Origin of the sequence: Vibrio campbellii CAIM 519 = NBRC 15631 = ATCC 25920, assembly GCF_002163755.1 — a bacterium.
Lineage (GTDB): Bacteria > Pseudomonadota > Gammaproteobacteria > Enterobacterales > Vibrionaceae > Vibrio > Vibrio campbellii.
In genome coordinates this window covers 2,922,192-2,947,784 of sequence record NZ_CP015863.1, presented here as the reverse complement: position 1 = coordinate 2,947,784, position 25,593 = coordinate 2,922,192, and the positions used below count along the sequence as shown (strand labels likewise).

At 45.4% G+C, this 25,593-nt stretch carries 23 protein-coding genes and 1 riboswitch; of the genes, 18 read left to right on the top strand and 5 right to left on the bottom strand.

The window, feature by feature from the left end:
* Positions 1–22: 22 nt before the first annotated feature.
* Positions 23–1,375, bottom strand: a complete 1,353-nt coding sequence (gene lysC, locus A8140_RS14155; RefSeq protein WP_005535930.1) for a lysine-sensitive aspartokinase 3 — start codon at positions 1,373–1,375, stop codon at positions 23–25.
* Positions 1,376–1,499: 124 nt separating this feature from the next.
* A riboswitch (Lysine riboswitch) is annotated at positions 1,500–1,678 on the bottom strand.
* Between the two features lie 223 nt (positions 1,679–1,901).
* On the opposite strand from lysC, the gene A8140_RS14145 reads away from it, so the two are divergent.
* Entirely contained in the window at positions 1,902–3,023 is a 1,122-nt protein-coding gene (locus A8140_RS14145; RefSeq protein ID WP_005535927.1) for a pyridoxal-phosphate-dependent aminotransferase family protein, read from the top strand.
* A 56-nt stretch (positions 3,024–3,079) separates the two neighbouring features.
* Here A8140_RS14145 and A8140_RS14140 read toward each other — a convergent pair whose 3' ends face one another.
* The 4 genes from A8140_RS14140 to A8140_RS14125 all read right to left on the bottom strand — a co-directional run bounded on the left by A8140_RS14140 (position 3,080) and on the right by A8140_RS14125 (position 9,573).
* On the bottom strand, positions 3,080–4,864 hold the full coding sequence (locus A8140_RS14140) for a PglL family O-oligosaccharyltransferase (RefSeq protein ID WP_005535925.1): 1,785 nt from the start codon (positions 4,862–4,864) through the stop codon (positions 3,080–3,082).
* Between the two features lie 67 nt (positions 4,865–4,931).
* Positions 4,932–7,754, bottom strand: coding sequence for an excinuclease ABC subunit UvrA (uvrA, locus tag A8140_RS14135; protein WP_038862597.1), 2,823 nt, complete (start codon positions 7,752–7,754; stop codon positions 4,932–4,934).
* Between the two features lie 138 nt (positions 7,755–7,892).
* Positions 7,893–8,765 (bottom strand): UTP--glucose-1-phosphate uridylyltransferase GalU, encoded by an 873-nt coding sequence (gene galU, locus A8140_RS14130; protein WP_005432802.1) that lies wholly within the window; start codon positions 8,763–8,765, stop codon positions 7,893–7,895.
* A 163-nt stretch (positions 8,766–8,928) separates the two neighbouring features.
* Positions 8,929–9,573, bottom strand: coding sequence for a LuxR C-terminal-related transcriptional regulator (locus A8140_RS14125; RefSeq protein ID WP_005533788.1), 645 nt, complete (start codon positions 9,571–9,573; stop codon positions 8,929–8,931).
* Positions 9,574–9,866: 293 nt separating this feature from the next.
* Between A8140_RS14125 and A8140_RS14120 the strand changes: the two genes are divergently transcribed.
* The 17 genes from A8140_RS14120 to A8140_RS14040 all read left to right on the top strand — a co-directional run bounded on the left by A8140_RS14120 (position 9,867) and on the right by A8140_RS14040 (position 25,590).
* Complete coding sequence (locus A8140_RS14120; RefSeq protein ID WP_005533786.1) at positions 9,867–10,400, top strand: single-stranded DNA-binding protein; 534 nt, start codon at positions 9,867–9,869, stop codon at positions 10,398–10,400.
* Positions 10,401–10,647: 247 nt separating this feature from the next.
* Positions 10,648–12,657, top strand: coding sequence for an RNase E specificity factor CsrD (csrD, locus tag A8140_RS14115; protein WP_005533785.1), 2,010 nt, complete (start codon positions 10,648–10,650; stop codon positions 12,655–12,657).
* An 11-nt stretch (positions 12,658–12,668) separates the two neighbouring features.
* Positions 12,669–14,117, top strand: coding sequence for a hypothetical protein (locus A8140_RS14110; RefSeq protein WP_005533783.1), 1,449 nt, complete (start codon positions 12,669–12,671; stop codon positions 14,115–14,117).
* A complete protein-coding gene (gene gspM / locus A8140_RS14105; protein ID WP_005533782.1) occupies positions 14,114–14,764 on the top strand; it encodes a type II secretion system protein GspM in 651 nt (216 codons plus the stop codon). The genes A8140_RS14110 and gspM overlap by 4 nt, the downstream gene beginning before the upstream one ends.
* Positions 14,757–15,086, top strand: coding sequence for a hypothetical protein (locus A8140_RS14100; protein WP_005533781.1), 330 nt, complete (start codon positions 14,757–14,759; stop codon positions 15,084–15,086). Before gspM ends, A8140_RS14100 begins: the two co-directional genes overlap by 8 nt.
* Before the next feature lie 20 nt (positions 15,087–15,106).
* Positions 15,107–16,741, top strand: coding sequence for a pilus (MSHA type) biogenesis protein MshL (mshL, locus tag A8140_RS14095; protein ID WP_005533780.1), 1,635 nt, complete (start codon positions 15,107–15,109; stop codon positions 16,739–16,741).
* A 42-nt stretch (positions 16,742–16,783) separates the two neighbouring features.
* Positions 16,784–17,629: an ExeA family protein gene (locus tag A8140_RS14090; protein WP_005533779.1), complete on the top strand. Its 846-nt coding sequence runs from the start codon at positions 16,784–16,786 to the stop codon at positions 17,627–17,629.
* Positions 17,614–18,711: a tetratricopeptide repeat protein gene (locus tag A8140_RS14085; RefSeq protein WP_033000368.1), complete on the top strand. Its 1,098-nt coding sequence runs from the start codon at positions 17,614–17,616 to the stop codon at positions 18,709–18,711. Before A8140_RS14090 ends, A8140_RS14085 begins: the two co-directional genes overlap by 16 nt.
* Complete coding sequence (locus A8140_RS14080; RefSeq protein WP_005533777.1) at positions 18,708–20,432, top strand: GspE/PulE family protein; 1,725 nt, start codon at positions 18,708–18,710, stop codon at positions 20,430–20,432. Before A8140_RS14085 ends, A8140_RS14080 begins: the two co-directional genes overlap by 4 nt.
* 8 nt (positions 20,433–20,440) lie before the next feature.
* Entirely contained in the window at positions 20,441–21,664 is a 1,224-nt protein-coding gene (locus A8140_RS14075) for a type II secretion system F family protein (protein WP_005533776.1), read from the top strand.
* 4 nt (positions 21,665–21,668) lie between these two features.
* Positions 21,669–22,130, top strand: coding sequence for a hypothetical protein (locus A8140_RS14070; protein ID WP_005533773.1), 462 nt, complete (start codon positions 21,669–21,671; stop codon positions 22,128–22,130).
* Positions 22,131–22,419: 289 nt separating this feature from the next.
* Positions 22,420–22,878, top strand: a complete 459-nt coding sequence (locus tag A8140_RS14065) for a prepilin-type N-terminal cleavage/methylation domain-containing protein (RefSeq protein WP_005533770.1) — start codon at positions 22,420–22,422, stop codon at positions 22,876–22,878.
* 72 nt (positions 22,879–22,950) lie between these two features.
* Complete coding sequence (locus tag A8140_RS14060) at positions 22,951–23,181, top strand: type II secretion system protein (RefSeq protein WP_005533767.1); 231 nt, start codon at positions 22,951–22,953, stop codon at positions 23,179–23,181.
* A gap of 118 nt (positions 23,182–23,299) precedes the next feature.
* On the top strand, positions 23,300–23,848 hold the full coding sequence (locus A8140_RS14055; protein WP_005533765.1) for a type II secretion system protein: 549 nt from the start codon (positions 23,300–23,302) through the stop codon (positions 23,846–23,848).
* Positions 23,845–24,444 carry a type IV pilus modification PilV family protein gene (locus tag A8140_RS14050; protein ID WP_005533764.1) on the top strand — a complete coding sequence of 200 codons (600 nt, stop codon included), beginning with the start codon at positions 23,845–23,847 and terminating at the stop codon, positions 24,442–24,444. The genes A8140_RS14055 and A8140_RS14050 overlap by 4 nt, the downstream gene beginning before the upstream one ends.
* Positions 24,444–25,157, top strand: coding sequence for a PilW family protein (locus A8140_RS14045; protein ID WP_005533763.1), 714 nt, complete (start codon positions 24,444–24,446; stop codon positions 25,155–25,157). The genes A8140_RS14050 and A8140_RS14045 overlap by 1 nt, the downstream gene beginning before the upstream one ends.
* A complete protein-coding gene (locus A8140_RS14040) occupies positions 25,147–25,590 on the top strand; it encodes a hypothetical protein (RefSeq protein ID WP_005533762.1) in 444 nt (147 codons plus the stop codon). The genes A8140_RS14045 and A8140_RS14040 overlap by 11 nt, the downstream gene beginning before the upstream one ends.
* Positions 25,591–25,593: the final 3 nt, after the last annotated feature.

The window sequence follows — 25,593 nt, the reverse complement described above, 5'->3', positions numbered from 1 at the left end:
TTATTAGTGAATGAAAGAGTTTTTATTGCTCGAACAATTCAGTATGCAGTTTTTGGATCGCTTGGCGAGATACGGACTCGTGAACAAGGAAGCACAGGTTATGTGGGCTTGCTCCGTAACAGATCATACGTAGGTTGAAGTCTTCTAATGTGCCAAATACTTGCTTCGCATAGCCTTTGCTTTCACTCATGTTGTTACCAATCAGAGCGACGAGACATAGGTCGTGTTCCACTTCTACTTTACACAGCTCTTCAAGCTCTTCACGCGCGGCTTGTGGTAACTGAGGAGCACCACCAGATGTGTCTGTTTGATCAAGAGTGAGTGACACACTGATTTCAGATGTGGTGATCAGATCTACAGAGATTTTGTGCTTCGCTAGGATCTCAAACACTTTCGCTAAGAAGCCGTATGCGTGGAACATGTTAGCACTGCGTAATGTCACCATGGTTTGGTTACAGCGCAGAGCAAGTGCTCGGAATAAAGGCGAGCTCTCTACTTGGTGGCGAATCCATGTACCGCCTTTTTCTGGCTCTTTAGATGACCCAACAAATACCGGAATATCGTGACGAAGAGCTGGAACCAATGTTGAAGGGTGCAGGATCTTTGCGCCAAAGTTTGCCATCTCTGATGCTTCGCTAAAGCTGATCTCTGGGATTGGCGCTGCTTTTGAGGCGATACGTGGATCAGTGGTGTAGATGCCCGGAACGTCAGTCCAAATCTCTAGACCTGCTGCTTTCACACCTTCTGCAATGAGTGCTGCACTGTAGTCACTGCCGCCACGGCCAAGCGTGGTGGTATTACCTTCTTCATCTGAGCCAATGAAACCTTGGGTGATAACCACGTATTCTTGGCAAAGGGGTACCAATCTTTCTTGTGCTAGCTGTGAAATGGTCTCGACATTAGGTTCAGCTCGACCAAAATTGCCATCGGTTTTTAGCACGTCGCGAATATCAAAACGAACTGCATTCACACCACGCTCACGCATTAGTTGCGAAAGGATATGAGTCGACATTAATTCACCACAAGCGACTAAATGATCGGTCAGTTTCGTGCTTGCTTGGATTGAAGCGGCCTCTGCCAAGCTAGTGACAGTATCAAGAATTGAATAAACCTCTGCCGCAGCTTCGGTTGCCTCCTCAAGTTGCGACAGAATCGATTCGTGGATGCCTGCTAGTTTCTGAAGTACTTCCGCACGATGTTCTTGGTCTTGAACACCATTTGCCAGTTCAACCAATAGGTTAGTGACACCTGAGCAAGCACTGCTAACCACAAGGCGAGTATTTGGGTTGTTTTCTATGATAGTGGAGCAACGACTCATTGCCTCAAAGTTGGCAACACTGGTTCCACCGAATTTTGCTACGTTAAATGCGCTCACTGCGTTCTCCCACGACTTCCTGAAAAAAATAACAACAATTAATTGGTTGCCTAATACATCCGATGTTTGGTGAGGAAAGGAACAGAGCAAATAGAGAGGTAGTTAGAATGTAATTTGAAAATTTACCCTCAGAAGCTCTTCATCATACGGCGCTGATGACAGTTGATGGGACTCAACCCAAGTCAACCGACAAGCCAAATCCTGCAACTTTGACTTACCTCGGCACTACTCCCCCTGAGTGATTGGTATTGGAATTGCGGTTCCACAAATCACCTGCCTGGGCAGTGCTCCTCTTCTGCATAAAGCTTAAACATTGAACGGTTTTGCTGTCACATTGTCAACCAATATCTCAACCATTATGAAAGTTTTTATTAACGAATTTGTGACAGTGGTTTGACCTCTATACTCAGGGCTAATTGCCGATAGAGGAAAAATCTATTAGGGTGAAAACTTCGATACCTGAGCCAACCCTTTGAATAGAACTTTTATAACGCTCAGGATGAATGACTGCAATCAAGGAGCTGACATGCCGATCCAAAGCTTTATCCCCCCCCACCGCATTTTGATGGGACCTGGTCCCTCTGATATTTCCCCTCAAGTTTTACAAGCGCTTAGCCGACCAACAGTTGGCCATTTAGACCCACTTTTCATCGCCATGATGGATGAGCTAAAACAACTGCTTAAATATGCTTTCCAAACAGAAAATGAATTTACTATCGCAGTTTCTGCGCCGGGCAGCGCGGGCATGGAAACGTGCTTTGTTAACCTGATTGAAAAGGGCGACAAGGTCATCGTCTGCCGCAATGGTGTTTTCGGTGAGCGTATGCGCGAAAACGTAGTTCGTGCTGGTGGGAAAGCGGTTGTCGTCGATGATGAGTGGGGAACGCCTGTATCGGTCGATAAAGTTGAAGAAGCGTTAAAACAGCACCCTGATGCTAAGATTCTTGCTTTTGTTCATGCAGAAACATCGACGGGCGCGGTAAGTGACGCTCAAGCTCTGAGCAAGCTTGCGAAGCAATACGGTTTGTTATCGATTATCGATGCTGTGACCTCGCTTGGTGGTGTGCCCCTTAAAGTTGACGAGTGGCAGTTAGATGCGGTGTATTCCGGTAGCCAAAAATGTCTCTCGTGTGTTCCAGGTTTATCACCTGTGACACTTTCTCCGGCAGCTATTGAGAAGATTCAATCCAGAACGACACCGGTTCAAAGCTGGTTCTTGGATCAAAGCTTAGTATTGGGTTACTGGAGCGGAGAAGGAAAGCGCAGCTATCACCACACTGCACCAGTGAACAGTTTGTATGCCCTGCATGAAGCTCTACTTATCCTTAAGAATGAAGGTTTAGAAAATGCGTGGGCGCGTCACCAGTTAATGCATGAGAAGCTTAAAGCAGGTTTGCAAAAACTAGGCTTTGAATTTGTGGTAGAAGAAGAGTATCGACTACCGCAATTGAATGCGATTTATGTCCCTGAAGGAATTGATGAAGCAAAAGTGCGGAATCACTTACTTGAAACTTATAACCTAGAAATCGGTGCAGGTCTTGGTGCGCTGGCTGGTAAAGCATGGCGAATTGGACTGATGGGCTATGGTGCTCGACCTGAAAATGTAGCTTTGTGTTTGCGAGCTTTAGAAGAGTCTCTGACTGAATAAACTGCCTCGGTAATGAGGTAAAGAAAAGCGAAGGAATAACCTTCGCTTTTTTGTATTTATTGCTCAGCACCTGAAGTCGGTGCTGGTGAAGCAGAGATTGCTTTGGAAGGCGGCTGATAGTTGACGCCACTGAAATCAATTTTAGGGAACAAGAACTGTGCCTCTGCACGAATTTGTTCCGCCTTGCTTGTGTCATCCAACCCTTGATATGCCAGTATCAAGTTGTTGTAAAACGCTGGGCGTGGCTTGTCTTTAATGATTTCCAAAGACCAATCAATGTAAGGCTGAATCAAGGTAGGGTCTTGCTTGTATAAACCGATGTTTAAGAAAGTACTGTATACATCCCAATCGAAACGATCTTTCCAAACCACAGGGTTTGTCACCTGATTTAAGATGTCCGGGTTAGTCGGGCGCGTTGTTTCAAACTTGGTTAAGACATAGTTGGTGTGCAATGCGCTAACCATGTAGAAGGTAAATACTGCCGGAACGACTAGGCTACATACTCGCAATAAACTTTTGGTTACTTTGCTAAATGGTGCTTGTCGGTAGCGAGACACTCGCTGATCGACCCAATAAAGTAGAATCACAAAGATCAGCCAATGCACCAATGAATGATAGAAAGGGTATTCTAATTGCGAGTGCAGCACGATTGGAATAAACAGTGCCAGCAGTGCTAAACGAGTGCCGCGTTTAGCTTGGTAGATGCGATACAACACCAATGCCATTGCTAAAAAGATCCCCAGAATTGGCAACAATCCGCCTTCTACCGCCCAGTACAACAATTCATTGTGCGGGTGGTCCATCGATGGCAAGCCCGCAGGATAGCTTTCATTAAGTGCATGCTGACGTGCTGTGTATAGCATGTACTCTGACTCAAACTTGCCGTAACCGTACCCAGTGAATGGCTTCTCAATCACCATATCCAAGGTTTGTGGGAAGGTGTAAGCACGCGGTGACTCCATGTTCACTTTTTCGCTGGCTAGGCCGCTTCCATCTGGAAAGGCAATATTTATTACCACAACCGACAGAGCTAGACCTGCTGCCATAGCCATTACCCAACGAGCAAAGCGCGCACGTGTTGCAAAGCGATACATGTATGGAATCACTAGCAAAATGGCAATGATGGATGCTAGCCAACCAGTTCGAGAGGCAAGGGCAACAATCAAAGGCAGTGTCAGTACAGGTACGGCGTACAACAGGTAAACATCGCTGAGTTTACGAGAGTATTTGTAAGGTTGTCGGGCGAGTAGATAGCTGGCAATCACTAAACCAGTCGCAAGGAAACTCGCCATGACATTGGGTTGCTGGAAGATGCCATAAGGGCGGTTAGCTACCGTGTCGTATCCAAATACGTTTCCTGGTTTAAGATAAAGATATTGCGTTAAGCCGAAAATCGCTTCGATAACAACAGCAAGGACAATAAACCACAACAAGCGTTGGCGATGCTTATTACTGAAATGGAATTGTTGCAGTACGACGAAGAACAACATACCGCACCACAGGCCAATCAGCTTATTTACGGCGAGCATACTATCCGCGTTGGGGTAGAAAATGGACAGCGTCATGATGATACAACTGATCAACAGACCGATTGTTAATTTGGAATAACGTAACACACGGTTGGTCGCAAGTTGGTAGCAGCCAATACCGAGTACAAAGCTGAACGCAATCCATGTGGTCGCATTGAAAGACAGAGCTAGTCCAGAGCCACCCGGATTTGGCATGAAGAAATGCATCGCGAGCAGAAATAGTGCTGCTAACGCGATGAGAAACTTGCGGTTAAGAGGAACTTGCACTTTACCTGGGGAAAGCTTAGTTCCACTGACGTGTATAGTTGCCATAGTTATTGTGTTGTTTTGAATGAAAAAAGACCAGCATTGGCTGGTCTTTGTACTTTACCTGTTTTTTCTACTTCAACATAGGCTTAAGGAAGCGAGCTGTGTGCGAACCTTCGATCTGATACACATCTTCAGGCGTTCCTTGTGCGATGATCTCACCGCCGCCTTGTCCACCTTCAGGACCTAAGTCAATAATCCAGTCTGCCGTCTTAATGACATCGAGGTTGTGCTCAATGACGACAACGGTATTTCCGTGGTCGCGCAGACGGTGCAGTACAGTTAGTAGCTGCTGGATATCGTGGAAGTGCAGACCTGTTGTCGGTTCATCCAAAATGTATAAGGTTTTGCCTGTATCACGCTTAGACAGCTCTCTAGCCAGTTTTACACGCTGAGCTTCGCCACCTGACAGCGTAGTTGCTGCTTGACCTAAGCGAATGTAAGACAAGCCTACATCCATCAGAGTTTGCAGCTTGCGAGCAATTGCTGGAACTGGATCGAAGAAAGTACGTGCATCTTCTACCGTCATTTCCAATACTTCATCAATGGTCTTGCCTTTGTAACGTACTTCAAGTGTTTCGCGGTTGTAGCGTTTACCTTTACATACATCACAAGGAACGTAAACGTCAGGTAAGAAGTGCATTTCTACCTTGATTACACCATCACCCTGACACGCTTCACAGCGACCTCCGCGTACGTTAAAGCTAAAGCGCCCCGGTTTGTAACCGCGAGAGCGCGACTCTTGCGTGCCAGCAAACAGTTCACGAATCGGAGTAAAGATTCCCGTATAAGTGGCTGGGTTTGAACGTGGTGTACGACCGATAGGGCTTTGGTCAATGTCGATAACTTTATCGAAATGCTCTAAACCTTTGATCGCTTTGTATGGTGAAGGGTGCGCCGTTGTTGCGCCGTTCAACTGGGTATGAGCAATCTTAAAGAAGGTATCGTTGATCAGAGTCGACTTACCTGAGCCGGATACACCGGTAATACAGCTGAATAATCCAACAGGAACGGAAAGGTCGACATTCTTTAAGTTGTTACCTGTCGCGCCAACTAATTCAACGGTTTTCTTTGGATCGCGTGGTGTACGCTCTTTTGGTACCGCAATCTCTTTCGCACCACTGAGGTACTGACCAGTCAGCGAGTTCGGATTGGCAATGATCTCGTCCATAGTACCTTCAGCGACCACGTTACCGCCGTGTACACCGGCACCTGGACCGATATCGATCACGTGATCAGCACAACGAATCGCATCTTCATCGTGCTCAACCACTAATACCGTGTTACCTAAATCTCTTAGGTGGGTCAGAGTTTTCAATAGACGTTCGTTATCACGCTGGTGGAGACCAATTGATGGCTCATCCAGTACGTACATAACACCTACTAGACCCGCACCAATTTGGCTTGCTAAACGAATACGTTGAGCCTCACCGCCTGATAAGGTTTCCGCGCTGCGTGATAAGTTGAGGTAGTTCAAACCAACGTTAACCAAGAATTGCAGGCGGTCGTTGATTTCCTTCATCACTTTTTCAGCGATTTGGGCGCGTTGGCCTTCGAGCTTCAAACTGTGGAAGAATTCCAATGCGTCGGCGATGCTGAGTTCAACAATCTCCGGTAGTGTCGTATCGGCGATAAAGACGTTACGAGCTTCAAGGCGTAGACGAGTACCATCACAGCTTGAGCAAGACTTAGTAGAGATGTATTTCGCAAGCTCTTCACGTACCGAGTTAGATTCAGTATCGCGGTAACGGCGTTCAAGTGTGTTCAGGATCCCTTCAAAAGGATGGCGCTTAACGCGAATGTCACCACGATCGTTAATGTACTTGAACTCTACTTCAGTACGCCCCGATCCTTTAAGAATGATGTCTTGGGTTTTCTTTGGTAGAGAGTTAAATGGTGCGTGAAGATCGAAGTCGTAATGATCTGCCAGCGCAGTCAGCATCTGGAAATAATAGTAGTTCTTTTGATCCCAACCTCGAATCGCACCTTGTGCCAAACTCAGAGTTTCATCTTGAATAACTCGGCTTGGGTCGAAATATTGCTGCACACCTAAACCATCACAAGTGCCACACGCACCTGCTGGGTTGTTGAATGAGAACAAACGAGGCTCAAGTTCTTGCATGCTGTAGCCACAAATAGGGCAAGCAAAGTTAGCTGAGAAGATCACCTCTTCGCCATCGCCGTCCATTGGAGCAACAACAGCGATACCTCCAGATAGCTCTAGTGTGGTTTCGAATGATTCAGCCAAACGTTGCTGCAAATCCGGGCGGACTTTAAAGCGGTCCACAACCACTTCAATAGTGTGTTTCTTGTGCAGTTCTAACGGCGGTGGATCAGAAAGATCGCAAGTTTCACCATCGATGCGTGCGCGGATGAAACCTTGAGCAGCAAGGTTCTCTAAAGTCTTAACGTGCTCACCTTTACGCTCTTTCACGATAGGAGCAAGTAGCATCATTTTGCTGCCTTCTGGCAACTCTAAGACTTTATCGACCATCTGGCTGATGGTTTGAGCGGCTAGAGGCGTATGGTGCGTCGGACAACGAGGCTCACCAACGCGAGCATAAAGTAGACGCAGGTAATCGTATACCTCGGTAATGGTACCGACGGTAGAACGTGGGTTGTGTGATGTTGATTTCTGCTCAATCGAGATCGCAGGAGACAAACCTTCGATGTGGTCAACATCTGGCTTTTCCATAAGAGACAAAAATTGGCGCGCGTAAGCTGATAGTGACTCTACGTAACGTCTTTGTCCTTCAGCGTACAAAGTATCGAATGCGAGAGAGGATTTACCAGAACCACTCAAACCAGTAATGACAATCAGTTTATCGCGGGGGATAGTGAGGTTGATGTCTTTGAGGTTATGGGTGCGGGCACCACGAACTTCTATTTTATCCATCGTTTTTGCTCTATGTATAACCAAGTGACGCAAGTATTACATAGTGTGAGAAATGTGCAAAGAAAATACTGGACAAAAAAACAGTAAACAAAAAGCCCAGCATTAAGCTGGGCTTTCTAATCAATAAGTTCGAGTTGGTTACGCTTCTTTCTTCGTAGCGTGTTTGCCTAGCTCAGACTTCTTTTCATCTTTTAGGTATAGGTTTTCGAAGCAGTAGTTTGTTGCTTCGATGTAGCCTTCTACGCTACCACAGTCGAAACGTTGGCCTTTGAATTTGTATGCTAACACACAGCCTGCTTTTGCTTGCTTAAGTAGTGCGTCAGTGATTTGGATTTCGCCACCTTTACCTGGTTCCGTGTTTTCGATCAGCTCGAAAATATCTGGAGTCAGGATGTAGCGACCAATGATTGCTAGGTTGCTTGGCGCGGTACCTTTCTCTGGCTTCTCAACCATGTCATCTACGCGGTAGATGTCATCTTTGATCATCTCGCCAGAGATAACGCCGTATTTGTGAGTTTCTTCTTCTGGTACTTCTTGAACTGCAACGATTGAGCAACGGAACTGTTTGAATAGCGCTACCATTTGAGCCAGTACGCCTTCTTGTTCGTTCACACAAAGGTCATCAGCTAGTACCACAGCAAATGGTTCATCACCTACAAGCTCACGACCAGTTAGGATCGCATGGCCTAGACCTTTCATCTCACGCTGGCGAATGTAGGTAAAGTTTGCAGAGTCAATGATTTCACGGATATCAACCAACAGTTCTTCTTTGTTTGTACCGCTGATTTGGTGTTCCAATTCGTAGTTTTTATCGAAGTGGTCCATGATTGAGTGTTTACCACGGCCAGTAACAATACACATGCCATTCATGCCTGCTTGGATCGCTTCTTCAACACCGTATTCAATCAGAGGCTTGTTCACTACAGGCATCATTTCTTTAGGCATAGACTTGGTCGCAGGGAGGAAGCGCGTACCGTAGCCCGCTGCAGGGAACAGACATTTTTTAATCATTGGGGGAATATCCTTTCTCATTATTTAATCAAGAATCTGAGCATCACTTTAACACGAGAGGTGCATATGAATCATGAATTAAGTAGGAAAAAATATGAGAATCGGAGTCTAAAGAAGATGAGCAATCACCACTTTTACAAAATTTGTGTTGCTCATCATTGTTTTATGACATCAGGTTTTGGTCAGCCCAAGCAATCGCTTGTACACGGTTTTTGACCGAAAGCTTCTTAAAAATCTGATACAGGTGAGACTTTATAGTGAATTCGCTCACGAATAACTCTTCGGCCATTTGATTGTTTGATGCGCCAGCTTGCAGGCAGCGAAGTACTTGCAGTTCACGAATGGTCAAATCGACGGTGGCAGGAGCGGTGTGGGTACTAATGACGTTACGATAATAATGGAGAAGTTGACTGGTGACATTACGAGGCAGCCAGTTTTGACCATTAATGATTTCCTTTAACCCTTCGCCAATCTGCTCAAGAGAACTCTTTTCGTAGAAGATGCCTTTCAATTGACCAAACGCCAATAGCTCATCTGTCGTCAAACGTTTAGGAACGTTGAACACGACTGTTTCGAAATTCTTCCAAATCAGAGGAAGGTTTTTTATCGATAGAACCAACTCTTTGTGTTCACTGAAGTCGATAAGCAAGATTTTATTGCGGTACTTCGGGTTTGCTTCCATCAGTGCTTGGGTCGAAATGACGGGGATGTCGATATCTGTATACTTCTCCAGAGCTTCGACCTTTTTCCCTGCATCCTCTTCCATGCTGATTAGAAAAAGTTTTCTCGCATAAGCCGATTTTTTCACGCGCCTTAATCTCCTTGAGTAAAGTTTCTTGAGTTCGAAAACGCAGATATGTTGGCATCAATCATCACTCAGAGCTATTGGAAGGGAGGAGAAATGCGTTGAGATTCAAAGGTTCACGAAACGATGTCTGCAAAACGAATCAAAAATGCTACACCTTGAACTTGAAGTGAGATTTCGATTCCACAATACGTTGCCTCAGAACACAATGGGGATTAGGCTTTAATCAAAACATCAAAGCGTGTATTCTTATGCGCTAAAATTTTATATAGATCCAGAGTGAAACGGAGCACATCATGGCCAGCCGTGGAATTAACAAAGTTATTTTGGTGGGGAATCTAGGTAACGACCCTGAAATTCGTTACATGCCTAATGGCGGTGCAGTAGCAAACATCACGATTGCAACTTCTGAGTCATGGCGTGATAAAGCGACTGGCGAACAGCGCGAAAAAACAGAATGGCACCGTGTTGTGCTGTTTGGCAAACTTGCTGAAGTAGCAGGTGAGTACCTACGTAAAGGTTCTCAAGTTTACGTTGAAGGTCAACTTCAAACTCGTAAATGGCAAGACCAAAGTGGCCAAGACCGCTACTCAACAGAAGTGGTTGTTCAAGGCTTCAATGGCGTAATGCAAATGCTTGGTGGCCGTGCTCAAGGTGGCGCACCAATGGGTGGTGGTCAGCCTCAACAGCAGCAGCAACAAGGTGGTTGGGGTCAACCTCAACAACCAGCTCAGCAGCAATATAATGCTCCTCAGCAACAGGCTCCGCAGCAACCTCAGCAGCAATACAACGAGCCACCAATGGATTTCGACGACGATATTCCGTTCTAAGTCGACTGGGTATTGAATTTAAAAGGCCGCGAATTTCGCGGCTTTTTTATTATCTTCGTGCTTGTATCACGGGCTCAATCATTTCAAATTGTAATTAAAAGACAGTAACTCTCAAATCACGAATGATGTCTTGTTTCTTTCCGCCTCAGCTTCTCACATTCACGCGAATGCGATTGTCTAGTGAAGGCTTATCAAGTATAAATATTTCAATAAGGTATATGATGAATAGAAAAGGAATTTGGTATTCATGAGGTATACCCCAACTCTTAAGCTAAGCACGCGACTGGTGGCCTTTGTCACTATGATCGTTATATGCGCAATGTTTATCTTGTTTGTCGGTGGCACCCTCTCTTTCAAACGACTAGGACAAGAGTATCTCAACCATTATTTGGAAGGGATCGTTGAAGTAGTTGACAAAGAGATGGAAGACCCAGACGCAGCCTATTCGATGCAGCGCTGGATGCCGAAGATGCTGCAGGCGAGTAACATTGTCGAAATGACGTTGTCGACGAATAACGCCGTTGTTTACCGTTTCAAAGATACTTCTCATAAGTTGGATAGCTCGGTGTTGTTTGAGCATGAGTACCAACTCACTCACAACCAAGACTACGTCATCTATTTTAAAGCGATCCCTCCTTATTTAGGCTACGGCTACTCGATGCAGGCATTGTGGTCAATCACGCTTGCCGTCGTTCTGATCATTTTCTGTTTGATGCGCGGTGTTAAGTGGCTCAAAGAACAGCTCGCAGGATCGGAAATGCTCGAAGAGCGTGGACGAATGATTTTAGCGGGCCGAGTCGAGCAATACGCAAAAGGTGATGAGCGAGAATGGCCTTATACGGCCAGTGAGGCATTAGATGTATTGATCGAAGAACTTCAAGATGCTCGCCAAGAACGCAGTCGCTTCGATACCTTTATCCGTACGCAAACTTTCCTCGATAAATTGACTGGCACGGCCAACCGAGTGTTGTTTGACAGCAAGCTTGAATCTGCTTTGTTGGAAAGTGGTGCACGTGGCTCAGTGATGCTGATCCGCATTCAAGATTGGAAATCCGTTGAAGAAGAGCAAGATAAGCAAACTTGCGACGAGTTTATTGTCGAAGTGGGTAGTTTGCTTTCAAACTTAGTTCAGCGTTATCCCGATGTCGTGTTCTCACGCTACTACAATGCAGACTTTGCATTGTTTTTGCCTCATCAATCGGGCAAGGACGTGGCGAATTTAGCTTCTCAATGTATTCGCCAGCTAGAAAAACTCCATCCTCCTTATCCGTTGGATGCTGACAATTGGTGCCATATCGGTATCACTATGTACAAAGAGGGGGAGCGTCATAGTCAAATCATTGATGAAGCAGAGACTGCATTACGCAGTGCCCAGTTGCAAAATAACAACAACTGGAGCCGCTTTAAGAAGTGGAATCACGACGAGGAAGCACGAGGCAGTGTGAGATGGCGTACGCTATTTGATTCAGCACTCACAGCTGAAAATGTGATACTCTACGCACAATTTGCCTATCTAATAAGTGATGTGTTGCATAAAAAACCTTTGCACGAAGAGTTAACATGTCGGATTCGTGATCCGGAAAATGGCATTGTTAAAGCTTCCCGCTTTATTTCTGCCGTTCGACAAGTCGGCTATGAAGCGCAGATGGACCGCGCAGTGGTTAATAAATTCTTAAAAGACTTTAAATATAGTTTTGATAGCTCTAAATGCTATGTACTTAACTTACATGTTGTGCCTTTTGGACAACGAGAATATTTCAAATGGTTCCGTGATGAACTCTTACAGTTGTCACGAGAGCAAAGAAAGTGTCTCACTTTTGAGTTTGTCGAAGCACAATTTGTAAGACACTTAGACTTTATGCGACCAGTCGCTAAAATGCTGGCCGGTTTAGAGTGTCACGTCATGATTGGGCAAGCTGGACGCACGATCGTCAGTACCCATTATCTAAAAGAAGTTGACATTCGTTACCTTAAGCTCCATCGCAGTTTGGTAACTAAAATCGATCAGAGACATGAGAACCAGTTGTTTGTCCGCAGTATGTTGGGTGCGGCCGCAAACAGCAAAACAAAAATAATAGCAGTGGGAATTGAGAATAAGCACGAATTGAATACCCTGAACGAATTAGGTGTTCATGGCGGGCAGGGACGTTATTTCTCTCCAGAAGAGCAGTATCTACCTAGATCCAAGCCAACCATTATTTCTCAAGCGGACTCTCAAGTGAAACTGGGACGACGAAATCGCTGGCGAAAAAAATAAAGATAATAATCATGGATTTTAAAGCAGTACTCGATAAGTTCAAGCGGTCATCGGTTGGTGGTCGTACGTGCTTTTTGGTCATTCAGCCAGACACAGTTTATTTATCATCACCAACGAAAAGCAGTCGACCGTCCAAATTTGAAATCACAGAATCAAATTGGGAGCGCGCTTGTGAGCAAGCACTCAGTGTTGCTGCCAGCTCTTACGACTCGTTGGCGGTTGTGCTTTCTCACAACTATTACCAGATGTACCAAATCGACAAGCCAGCAATGCCACGAAACGAGTGGCCTTCGGCGTTGCCGTTCTTGTTAAAAGAGCTTATTTCTGAGCGTGCTATCGACATTATTGCTGATGCCGCAGAACTGCCTAACTCAAATAAAGTTCAAACATATGTGTTGTCGCGCAAAATCCTCGATAAGATTGTGCTGCTTGCCAACCGAGTACAACTTACACTTGAATCTATCATTCCTGAAGATGACATCTGGGGTGACACTTCGGGTGAATTAGGCAACTTCCTACTTCTACAACGCAGTGCGCGCGGTCACTTCCGTATTAGCGCATTCGTTGAGCACACCATTGCATTTCATCGTTCCATTCGCAGTGTGACGCCACCATTAACAGGCGTACCTTCAAGTGACTTACAAATGGACACTTTGTCACTGGAACTGCAACGATCGATAGATTACCTCTCTTCTCAACTGCGTCATGTCCAGTTACATCAATTGAAAGTGTGTTGTGATGATGAAGACGAGAAAGAGCTGGTTGAATCACTCAATTACCGTCTAAGCACCAAGGTGTCTCCTCTGCTTGCAGAAGAGCATGAGCTATCAGGTCATGTATTGGCGGACACCGCGGCGGCCACAGCGAGTGCTCGACGTGTCAACCTTTATCCAGACTTCCTTAAACCGAAGAAGAACCTGTTAACACTTAAAAATGTTACTATCTCTTGGGGTGTTGCTGCTTCATTTATCTTTATCTCTTATGGCTATGTGACTTGGCAAAGCCGAGGCGTCGAAGATGAAATTAAGATCGTGAAAAGTCGTGGTGACATTATGAAGTCTGAGTTGCAACATCAACAGGCTAAGCTTCGCAAGCACCAACCAGATACCAACAAACTGGCGGCGAAAGCACGTTTGGAGCGCGAAGTGAAAGCGAAGCGTGACTCACTCAAAGCTGTCGGCAAATACGATGACTCGCAGCGCACAGGATACTCTGGTGTGATGCAGTCTCTTGCTAAGTTGGGCAGCAACAACATTTCTCTTTCTACCATTCGTATCGACGATACCACTTTAGATCTCAAAGGCTTGGCAAGATCGCCAAGTGCGGTGCCTAACTGGGTGAGCCAATTTAAGAATGAAATTAGTCTTGTTGGACGTACTTTTGATGATGTGAAGATTGGTCGCAACGAAGACAACATTGTGACCTTTGAATTGAAGACGCGTGGAGACAAAGAGAAATGAACGAATTCTGGTCCTCGTTAGAAGAGCGTTTTGATGAGATGAGCGCACGCGAAAAGGTATTGATTGCCTTGTGTGGTCTTGTCACGGTCGTCATGCTGCTGTTTACCTTGGTGCTAGAGCCAAAACTGAATGAAGTGAATAGCAACGATAAACAGCTACGTAATTCGAAACTGACTAATCAGCAGACGGAAATTGAGATATTGCGTATTCAAGCTCAGCTCAAGAAAGATCCGAATGCCGAAATTGATCAATCCATCTCTCAGCTATTGACCGAAAGCCAGCATCTATCAATGCAGCTTTCGGAAATCATTGAACACTTGATTACGCCTTCACAAATGGCGAGCTTGCTCGAAAGTGTGTTAGAGCAGCAAAGCGGGATTCACTTAGTATCGCTACAGACTTTGCCAGCTGAGCCGATAACAGAAGATAAAGAAGCATCGCAATACTCGGGCTATTACGTACACCCTGTGCGCATGGAGCTGACGGGCGATTACTTTTCGATTGCGAATTACCTGATGAAATTAGAAGGCTTACCAGCAAGTTACTACTGGCGTAGCTTCAGTTACAACGTAGAAGATTACCCTAAAGCAAAACTTGTACTGGAAGTGTATACCCTAGGTTCACGAGAGGAGTTTATTGGTGGTTAAGAAACTCATTATCTCTTTAGCATTTGCGACAGTCGCGAGTAGCAGTTTAGCGAGCCAGGACCCAACGGCACCTTTGGGGTGGACCAAGCCCGCGGCGGAGCAAGCGAAGCCAAAAGCGAAACAGCATCGCTTGCCAACATTAAACAGCATCGTGTGCAAACCAAGCACATCATGTGTGGCAATTTTAAATAACCGAATTGTTGAGCCTGGGGCAAAACTCAATGGCTACCGAGTAGCGAGCATCAACAGTGAATTTGTAACTTTAAAGCGTGGTGACCGTCAGTGGAAACTAGAGCTTTTTGGTTTAAACGTAAAAAAATAATAACCAGAGCCTGATCAGATATGCGCAAATTAGTTATAGGAATCGTGATTGCTTCCTTAATGGGTTGTTCTATGGGGCACCGTGACCCGGTAGAAGTGAAGCAAGTACTTAATGAATCTATCAATGAAGCAAACAGTCGTGCACTAGAAGATATCCCGTCTTCTGTGCAAGCCGATCTTATGCCGAATCTAGACTCAAACGTGTCTTCAAAAGAAGGGACTTTGAAGCGTTTTCGAGTTCAAGCTAACGCGGTTGAGGCGCGTGGCTTCTTTGCTTCTTTAGTGAAAGGTACAGAATACAGTGTGGCAATCCATCCTGCGGTGCAAGGTAACATCACCGTTGACCTTTCTGATGTCACATTGGACGAAGTGCTGAATGTTGTGCAGAACATGTACGGCTATGACGTAGTGAAGTCAGGTAAAGTGATTCAAGTTTACCCTGCTGGTATGCGAACCGTGACGATTCCTGTGGATTACCTTCAGTTCAAGCGTTCTGGTCGTTCATTGACAAGTATCGTCACAGGCTCTGTAACGTCGGCTGGTACCTCTAATTCTGGTGGCGGTTCTGATGATTCTGACTCATCAGACTCAAGCAACAATAATGGTGATGGCTCTACGACATCAACCGGCGGTACTCGTATTGAGACCATTACTGAAAGTGATTTCTGGCCAATGCTGCAGCAGGCGGTTGCTAACCTGATTGGTTCAGGCAAAGGTCAAAGCGTTGTTGTTACACCGCAAGCTGGTGTGATTACTGTACGTGCTTTCCCTGATGAGATCCGCGAAGTTCGTGAGTTCCTTGGTGTGTCGCAAGAGCGCATGCAGCGCCAAGTCATTCTTGAAGCGAAGATCTTAGAAGTAACATTGAGCGACGGCTATCAACAAGGTATCGATTGGTCAAATATGTCTGCCTCCATCGGTAACTCGGGCAGTATTTTGGTTGATCGTAATCCAGCTAAGCTGCCTCTGGACGCTATTGGTACTCTTCTAGGTGGACAAACGAACGTCACCTTCTCCGATGGTAACTTTGAAGCTGTGATGAGCTTTATGGCGACACAAGGTGATCTAAATGTACTTTCTAGTCCTCGTATTACCGCCGCGAACAACCAGAAGTCCGTCATCAAGGTGGGTACTGATGAGTACTTCGTGACCGAGCTTTCGAGCAATGCAGGTAACGGTGAGAACTCAAATGCCGTTCCTGAAGTTGAACTGACGCCTTTCTTCTCTGGTATTTCTCTGGATGTAACGCCGCAAATCGATAACAAAGGCAACGTGTTCCTACACGTTCACCCTGCGGTTATTGAAGTAGAAGAAGAGATTAAACAGCTAAACCTTGGTGGTGATTTCCAAAACATTCAGTTACCGCTGGCGAAAAGCTCCATTCGTGAGTCTGACTCGGTGATCCGTGCCAAAGATGGCGATGTGGTCGTGATTGGTGGTTTGATGAAGCAGCAAAACCTAGAGCAAGTATCGAAAGTGCCTTTCCTAGGTGATGTACCTGCGCTGGGTAATTTGTTCCGTAACATCAATAATGTGACGCAAAAAACAGAGCTGGTTATTTTGCTTAAACCAACCGTTGTTGGCGTGAACACATGGCAGAAAGAGCTAGAGCGTTCACGTGATTTGCTACAAGAGTGGTTCCCTGACGCTGAGTAATCAGCGTTGGGAGTGTCGTAAACGTGGTTCTGTGATTCGATTATGTACTTGTCGCATTTTGGATTTAGAGTTCAACCTTTCTCACTGACCCCAAATACAGAAATGTTTCTCGGGTTAGTACCTCACTACGAGGCTATTCAAACCATAATGGCTGCGGTCAAAATGGGTGAGGGGGTGATTAAAGTGACTGGCGAGGTCGGCACGGGCAAAACCATGGTTTGTCGTAAGCTGATTGAGCAAGTCGAATCTGAAGTTGAACTCGTTTACTTACCTAACCCTGTACTAAATGGTGAGCAGTTACAGTTTGCGGTTGCGCGAGAGTTAGGTATTGAAGATACCGACCCACTCAAAGTCGTCTCACTGATTCAGGAGCGTTTGATCCAAATTCATAGTTTGGGAAAAAAGACGGTACTGATTGTCGACGAGGCACAAGCTTTGTCATCCGAAGCTTTAGAAACGCTGCGCCTATTTGGCAACTTGGAGACCGAGCAAGACAAGTTGATTCAACTGGTGTTGTTTGGTCAGCCGGAACTGGGTGAGCGACTTGAAACCCACGAGCTACGTCAGTTCCGTCAGCGAATTACGTTTAGTTGTCAGCTTCGGCCTCTCTCGATTGAAGAGGGCGTCGCCTACATCAATAACCGTTTAGACAAAGCGGGAAATGGTGCGCATATCTTCTCGATTGAGCAGAAAAAAGCCATTTGGCGTTCGGCGATGGGCATCCCGAGGTTGATCAACCAAATCAGTCACAAAGCCCTGCTCACTGCGTTCAATGACCGTTGCACGTTATTAAAGAATCAACACGTTTACGTTGCAATGCATGACACCTTTGATGCGCGTAAACCTAAGTTTAAAACTCCCAGATTTTGGGGATGGAGCCAACCTTGAGTGCCATCAATAAAGCATTATCAGAACTTGCTGAAAAAGAGTCGCCTTCAGAGTTAACTCGGGCGGAAATTCCAAGTATTACTCGAAGCAAGCCATGGCTGTGGCTGGTGGGAGGCTTTTCTTTAAGCTTAGCCGTCGGAGGTTGGGCGGTTTCTCAAGGCCCTACGTCGATAGAAGAAATACCTTTAACTTCAGACGCTTCGGTAAATCACATTGCTGCAGAAGCATCACCAGTGGTTGCAGTAAGTCACTCTCCGACGAATAAGGTGACGCCTCAATTAGATAATGTGGTTTACACGCAAAGAATAGAGAAGCCTAAAGTCACTGTGCAATTACCTGTCGTGGAACCCGCACCAGAAGTGGATGATTTTGCTCCGCGAAGAGAACTAAGCACTGCTCCAGAGCAGCCTATTTTACTGGCGAGTCTAAATAACGGCGTCAGCCGAACTGCGAACGTTTCTCATGAAAGTTCAATGCGTATTGAGCAGGTTGAACTCACGCATCAACAGCTTGCCGAAAAGGCATTGGCCCGTGCAGATAAAGCGATGGATGCCAATGACATGAAAACCGCATTATCTGCATTTGGTGAAGCGCTTCGCTATCAACCAACTAACCTTGAAGCTCGCCAAAAGCTTGCGGCGTTGTATTTCGGTAAAGGCGATACACGAAAAGCCTATGAGATCCTACAAACAGGCATTTCTCTGGAACCGAACAATCAGCCTTTACGTCTAGCGCTATCAAAACTACTGGTAAAAGCAGATCAGCCAGAAGCCGCATTGAGCCCATTAGTGCATTTGCCGCCAACACCAAGCCGCGACTATTTAGCGATGCGAGCCGCACTTGCTCAAAAGCAGAAACAAAATGATATTGCTCTAGAAAGTTATCAATTACTGACTCAGCGTGAGCCAGAAAACGCCCGCTGGTGGCTTGGTTTAGCCATTCAACAAGAGCGAGCACTTGCCTTTACTCCGGCTATTGCGTCTTACCAAAAGGCGTTGGGCAAAGTCGGTATTTCGAATCAGTCTCAGGCATTTATTCGTGACCGCTTGAATATTTTAAAACAACTGGAGAACGCACGATGAAAATTCAGTTGAGAAAACGCTTAGGCGACCTGTTGGTTGAAGAGGGTATTGTCTCTGAAGATCAGGTCCAGCAAGCCCTGAGTGCTCAGCATAGCACCGGACAAAAGTTGGGCGACGCTCTTATCGATCTTGGCTTTATCAGTGAAAAGCAGATGTTAGACTTTTTGTCTCAGCAACTTGGCTTACCATTAATTGATTTAAGCCGTGCGCCTGTTGATGCTGATGCTGTGCAGATCTTGCCAGAGGTGCATGCGCGCCGCTTACGTGCCATGGTTGTTGCTCGCAATGGTGGCACGCTGCGCGTTGCTATGAGCGATCCTGCTGACCTGTTTACGCAAGAATCATTGATGAACTTGCTCGGTGAGCACGATTTAGAATTTATCATTGCACCTGAACGCCAGTTAGTCGAAAGCTTTGACCGCTATTATCGCCGAACCAAAGAAATCGCGTCGTTTGCTGAACAGCTGCAAGCTGAGCACCAAGATGTTGAAGGCTTTGATTACGGCATTGATGAAGGCGACAGCGAAGAAGTTACCGTTGTAAAACTGGTTAACTCGATGTTTGAAGATGCTGTTCAAGTTGGTGCATCGGATATTCATATTGAGCCAGACGACAAGGTGCTGCGTTTACGTCAGCGTGTTGATGGTGTGTTGCATGAAACCCTTCTAAACGAAGTCAACATTGCTTCTGCATTGGTACTACGCCTGAAATTAATGGCGCATCTCGATATCTCTGAAAAGCGCTTACCTCAAGATGGTCGATTCAATATCAAAGTTCGTGGTCAATCGATCGATATTCGTATGTCGACTTTGCCAACGCAATACGGTGAATCAGTGGTAATGCGTTTGCTAAACCAATCTTCTGGTTTGCGTAAGCTTGAAGATTCCGGTTTACCACCTGAGTTACTTGCTCGTCTTCGTCGTCAGCTTTCTCGTCCACACGGAATGATCTTAGTTACTGGTCCAACAGGCTCCGGTAAAACCACCACACTTTATGGTGCGTTGAGTGAATTAAACGAACCGGGCAAGAAGATCATCACCGCAGAAGATCCGGTGGAATACCGCTTACCGCGCATTACTCAGGTGCAGATCAACAGTAAAATTGATCTGACTTTCTCGCGAGTGCTGCGAACCTTCCTACGTCAAGACCCAGACATTATCCTTATTGGTGAGATGCGTGACCAAGAAACGGTTGAAATAGGCCTCCGTGCTGCACTAACTGGTCACTTAGTACTAAGTACTTTGCACACTAACGATGCGGTGGACAGTGCGTTGCGTATGATTGATATGGGCGCGCCTGGTTACTTGGTCGCGAGTGCGGTGCGTGCTGTCGTAGCTCAACGACTTGTTCGTCGTGTCTGCCCTGACTGTAAAACAGCGGATGTGCTTGATGAGTCTCGTCAGCAGTGGCTTGCGGGTCGCTTCCCTAATCAAGTAGGGCAAACCTTCCACAAAGGCGCGGGTTGCCAAAACTGTAACCTGACCGGTTATCGCGGCCGAGTTGGTGTGTTTGAGATGCTTGAGCTAGAAAATGAAATGATGGACAAGCTACGAGCCAGTGATGCTGTAGGCTTTGCTCAAGTGGCGCGCCGCTCAGAAAACTATAAGCCTCTGTTGGCTTCTGCTATGGAGCTTGCACTGCAAGGTACCGTGAGTTTGGATGAAGTTATGGCTCTTGGTGAGGGCGATGCTTCTGGTAAAACCGACCCAATTTTCATGTAGGTAAGTGAATGCCAACTTTTCGTTATCAAGGCCGCACCTTAGACGGCTCATCAACCAGTGGCAAAGTCGATGCGGTGAATTCCGAAGCGGCAGCGGAAGCATTGATGAATAAGGGGATCATTCCTCTAAACCTACGATTAGAAAAAGAAGCGGTTAAAAGCAAAGTCAGCTTATCCAAGTTACTTGTGCCTGCGATTCCGCTTGAAGTGATTATCCTGTTTTCACGTCAGCTATTTAGTTTGACTAAAGCGGGCGTGCCATTATTGCGATCCATGCGTGGCCTGCTGCAAAACTGTGAGAATAAACAGCTCAAAGAGGCCTTAGAAGATGTGGTATCTGAGTTGAGTAACGGTCGCGGCCTTTCTTCCGCGATGCAACCGCACACTAAAGTGTTTAGCCCGCTGTTTGTGTCGATGATTAACGTGGGTGAAAACACCGGTCGTCTAGACCAAGCCTTACTACAGCTAGCAAACTACTACGAACAAGAACTGGAAACGCGAAAGCGTATCAAAGCCGCCATGCGCTATCCAACGTTTGTGATTGTGTTTATTACCATCGCGATGTTTATTTTGAACATTCTGGTTATCCCAGAGTTCGCGTCCATGTTTACCCGCTTTGGAGTGGATCTTCCCTTGCCGACTAGGATCCTGATTGCAACCTCTAACTTCTTTGTGAATTTTTGGGGGCTGCTCATTGCGGCAATCGTTGGGGCACTCCTTTTATTTAGAGCTTGGGTTGCAACCGCAGATGGTCGAGAGAAGTTCGATAAGTTCCGTCTACGATTGCCAATCGTGGGCGATATCGTAAACCGGGCACAGCTATCTCGTTTCGCACGCACGTTTTCATTGATGCTGAAATCCGGTGTACCGCTAAACCAGTCATTGGCACTGGCTGGTGAAGCGCTAGGTAACAAGTTCTTAGAGAACCGAATTTTTGAAATGAAATCGGCGATTGAAGCGGGCAGTACCATTTCAGTTACGGCAATCAACAGTAAGATTTTTACGCCTCTGGTTATTCAGATGATTGCGGTCGGTGAAGAAACCGGTCGTATTGATGAACTGCTATTGGAAGTCTCAGACTTCTATGACCGTGAAGTGGATTACGACTTAAAAACCCTAACTGCACGAATAGAACCGTTACTTTTGGTCATTGTGGCAGGTATGGTTATGGTGTTGGCACTCGGTATCTTCCTGCCAATGTGGGGGATGCTGGACATCATCAAAGGCGGCTAACGGCGTGGTCGAAAATCAAAGCCGAGCAACGTTGATTCTTGCAGGAATCGTCGGGGTTATTGTTCTGGGCGCATTGATACAAAAGTTGAAACCGATAGAGCAAGAAGCGCAAGAAACAGGAGCGAGACTTGCCAAGGTTTGGATGCAAGATAGCGTGCAACGATACCACCAAGCATGGCTTGTTCATGGAGAGCCTAAGTTGCTGTTAATGGAGGGTTTTGAGCTTAATATGACGGAAGGGGGCTTAGTATCACCTTTCAGAACAAGCGGTGTGCTGGATTGTGACTATTGGCTGACGGTCCATTACCCACAACGTAAAATTATGGCGAGCGAGTTGTTAGAAATTCGTGGAGCAATTAAAAGTAATAGTTATGCATGTCACTACACTTATGAAAATGGACAGAGAGTTGTTGTTATATCAGACGCTAATTACCTGAAAATAGATGTCGAAATGTCGACGGAGTGAATTTTTTGACACTTAAGTACTATAAATGGGAATGAAAGTCGGTATAATGCAAACATTACCATAAGCAAAAGGTTGTAATAAAAAGTAAACCAAACTTGGGATATCTTTTTTGCACGGCTTTAACTTAATAATGGCGAATCGTCATTCTGCTAAAGCGGTAGATATAGGGCTCAATGGATAAACATTGTTTTATCGTTGAGATGCCACACCGTTTTGACATTATCCAAAATGGTCGCATGACCGATAAACTTTGCAGTCACTCTGCATGCTTACATAGAGAGAGTAAACAATGAAAAGACAAGGTGGTTTCACCCTTATCGAATTGGTAGTGGTAATTGTAATCCTGGGTATTCTAGCGGTGACGGCTGCACCACGTTTTCTAAATATTCAAGATGATGCACGTAATGCGACTCTTGAAGGGTTATCTGGTGCTATTCAAGGTGCATCTGGTATTGTTTATGGAAAGGCAGCAATTAAAGGTATTGAGTCAACCAGCGGTGCAGTAAGCACTGGAGTCGGTACAAATTCAATCAATACTATTTTTGGTTACCCAGAAGCTACAAGTGGTGCTATTGCTGCTATTGTTGACGGTATTGGTACTGATGGAGACTTCGTTTATAAAGGTAAAGAGACAGATATAGTTTACTTTGGTATTGATAGCTATAACAAAAAATGTGTTAGATACAAACAAGCTGCAAGTGCAAATACATCTGCAAAGTCTGAAGTAACTGATTGTCCAACTAAATAAACAGAAAATTTTCTAAGGGCCAGACAGTCTGGCCTTTATCTCTATATTTTGATTAATCTCGGAATAGTACATATGCGTAAATCATCGGGGCTTAGCGCAATAGAATTTGTGGTTGTGCTGATTATCTTGGGTGTAATCGGTTATGTGGTATTACCAAGATTTATCAGCTTTGAACCAGAAATTTATGAAGCCAAGTGGGAGCAAACCAAGCAAACCGCTGAGCACGTTTCTGAGACGCTAAGCAACAAAGAAACTTACGATCGAATTGAAGAAGAATTGGAGCGCTCAAAAGGAAAGAAATGACCTTTGGCGGTTATTTGTACACTTGCTCACAGTTCGAATTTAAAACTTATAAACCTATCATTATTCTCATAATTTCATCGTATACTCATTTCGCTTGTCCTAAGCCTAAGGTTGGGTTATGAAAATTCGCAGCTCTGCATTAGGGTTTACCTTGATGGAATTGATCTTAGTGATCGTTCTCTTATCTATTCTCTCTCTGTTTGCTGCCAGCCGTTTTATAGGCAAAGGCAGTGTGTCTGCATTTGCGCTTCAAGAGCAGGCTATTTCAGTGATTCGCCAAGTACAGGTGAATCGCATGCAGTCGAATATCAATATCCCAAACAAGTCTTATCCTGAAAGGTGTCTACCCAGTAGCTACAAAGCTGGAGAGGACTCTAGCTACACTAACTTTTGTCTATCGATTACGAATACTTGTATAGGATCTAGTGCGGCGTGCAATTTGGTTAGTAAGAAACGAGATGCTCGAAGCGATGTTGTTATCGATAACTCAGCTCAGTTTTCTATTATTAATGGTGCCTCTAGTCCTATCGAATTTGATCTATTGGGCAACCCTCTCAATGCTTCATCTGCTGGTGTTTCTATTCTTATTCAAGATAAAAACGGTCAAAGCCGGTGCCGAGTATTGATTAACCCTCAGGGTTATGTTTCGGAGGGAACATGCTCATGAGAAAGCACATTGGTATGACGCTTATTGAGATGATCATTGCCATCGTTCTTATGGGGATTGCGATGGTAGCGTTTACGTCTTTTCTGGTTCCTCAAATTCGCGATTCAGCAATGCCTCATTATCAAATGCGTGCAGCAGCCTTAGGGCAGGGTTTTATGTCGCAAATATTGGCGCGCGGCTTTGACCAGTGGAGTGATTTTGATGGTGGGGTTGTTCGTTGTGGGGAGTCTAGTCTTAACCCTCATCCAGATAACCCGTCTAACGGTTGTTCGGCGACATTGGGTGTTGATACAAAGTATGGCGAAATTTCTAATAACCCAAGTACTTTTAATGATGTCGATGATTACATCGGTTGTTGGAGTACACCAACGACGGTTGCTCAATGCCAAGAGACGAGCCGAGGTAATATTTCAGATATCTTGGGCGCAAGTAGCGAAGATGAGTACCGTAACTTCCGAGTTGAAGTTAGTGTGGCATATGATGATCTGAGCGCCACGCCACCTACAGGCATAACAAACTATAAAAAAGTCACAGTGAGAATCTTTGCGAGTAATGCTCAGCCGCTCACACTTACCGCTATACGAGGTAACTACTGATGAAAGTTCGTGGTTTCACCTTAATGGAAATGATAGTCACCATCGTAATTGGTAGCTTCATCATGCTTGGTATTGCGGGTTACGTGCAGTTAGGCATGAAGGGGTACGCAAACACGATTGATCGCCAACGAATGCAAACGCAAGCGCAGTTTGTATTAGAAAAAATGTCGCGTGAAATTCGCCATGCCGTGCCAAATAGTTTTCATGAGCCTGATGACACGACGAAGTGTTTAGAGTTTGTACCTATTGAGTATTCAGGGTTCTACACACTGACAAATAACGACTTGGAGTTCTTATTGGGCAATGACGCCACGTTAAACCCAATGCCCGCTAACGCTTGGATGGTTATTAATCCGAGTCGTTATAAAGATCTGCAACCTTCTTCTTCACAAAGTTTAAATGTTGGTGGTCTAGCCAAAACTGGTGATGTCTTTGTTATTAGTGGGGCTGCCAGTACGATTGGGGGCTCTTCTATTTCGAGCCGTCATTACGTCTATCAAGATAAGTCTGAAGTACGTTACTGCTTCGAAAATAATCAAATAACGCGCAATGGAATTACAGTCGCGGATAGTGTCGATACTTCTGTAAGTGATATGCACTATCTAGAGCCAACGCTGCAGCGTGGTGGTCTTGTACACATCAATTTAGAGTTCAATCAAAACGGGGAGCGTAGTGTTTACCAACAAGACGTGCAGGTGCTCAATGTTCCGTAGAAATGTCCAACAAGGTAGTGTTCTGATCGTCGTGTTGTTTGTCATCATAGTGATGGGGTACTTAGCTGCTTCTTTGATGAGAGTAAGTTGGTCAAACCAAAGTACATTAACGAAAGAATTCTTGGGCACCAAAGCTTGGTTTATTGCTCAATCTGCCAATGAGTGGGCACTAACTCAGCTTTATCCATTAAACACAGATGGCTCCGTCATCGCTGATGTTTGCTCTAAGATTGAAAACGGTAATACATCTCCTCCTACACAGATTACACAAGGCTCGGGTTGCCGAATCAATACTATGACATGTTCAAATATCGGTACCTTTAACGCAGGTACCTCTGAAGCTGAATCTCTTTTCAGAGTGCAAGCCACAGCAATTTGTGGTTCTGGGGTTGCACAAGTACAGCGCCAACAAGAGATTTGGGTTAGGGAGTAAATA